This is a genomic window from Allokutzneria sp. NRRL B-24872, assembly GCF_002155965.1.
Lineage (GTDB): Bacteria > Actinomycetota > Actinomycetes > Mycobacteriales > Pseudonocardiaceae > Allokutzneria.
Window position 1 is genome coordinate 1 of record NZ_MUMH01000424.1, and the last position, 580, is coordinate 580.

Consider the following 580-nt stretch of genomic DNA (forward strand, 5'->3'; position numbering starts at 1 on the left):
CCGCCGCCCTGCGCGGCAGGCCCTACCCCGGCCTGGTCGCCGCCCCGGGCGCCACCGCACACGGGCTGGTGCTGACCGGACTCGGGCCGCGCACCTGGCAGATCCTGGACGCCTTCGAGGACGACGCGTACGTCCTGCGGCCCCTCACCGTCGAACCCGCACCCGCCCACCGCGGCCGGACATGGGCGTACCTGTGGGACGACCCGGCGCAGGTGTGCCCCGGCGACTGGGAGGCCGACGTCTTCGCCGGTGAACTGCTCGACGCGTACGCCACCCGCCTGGAGACGGCCGCACGCATACGGCGCGGCCGGCGGTGACCCCACCGCCGGCCGCGCCGGAAAACACGGAAGAAGCGGGCCTCAGCCGCCCGAGGTGTCCGCCTCGGCGTCCGCGCCGAGCGCCGTACCGCACTCGTACGGGTCAGCCAGCCAGCCGTCGGGCAGCACCACCTTGTTGCGCGAGTGGGTACGCCCACGCGGGCCGTCCGCGCCCTGCGGCCACTCCTGCGACAGGTCCAACTCGTCCAGCAGGCCGCGCAGCTCCGCCAGCGAACCGGCCACCGCCAGCCGCCGGCGCATCT

The 580-nt window shown here is 75.9% G+C and carries 1 protein-coding gene and 1 pseudogene; one reads left to right on the forward strand and one right to left on the reverse strand.

The features are described from left to right. Nucleotides 1-317, forward strand: a 317-nt coding sequence (locus CCN37_RS38455; RefSeq protein ID WP_086830279.1) for a gamma-glutamylcyclotransferase family protein, incomplete at its 5' end; no start/stop codon positions are given. A 42-nt stretch (nt 318-359) separates the two neighbouring features. Here CCN37_RS38455 and CCN37_RS38460 read toward each other — a convergent pair. Next, a pseudogene (locus CCN37_RS38460) lies at nt 360-580 on the reverse strand (tRNA dihydrouridine synthase DusB); the annotation flags it as partial.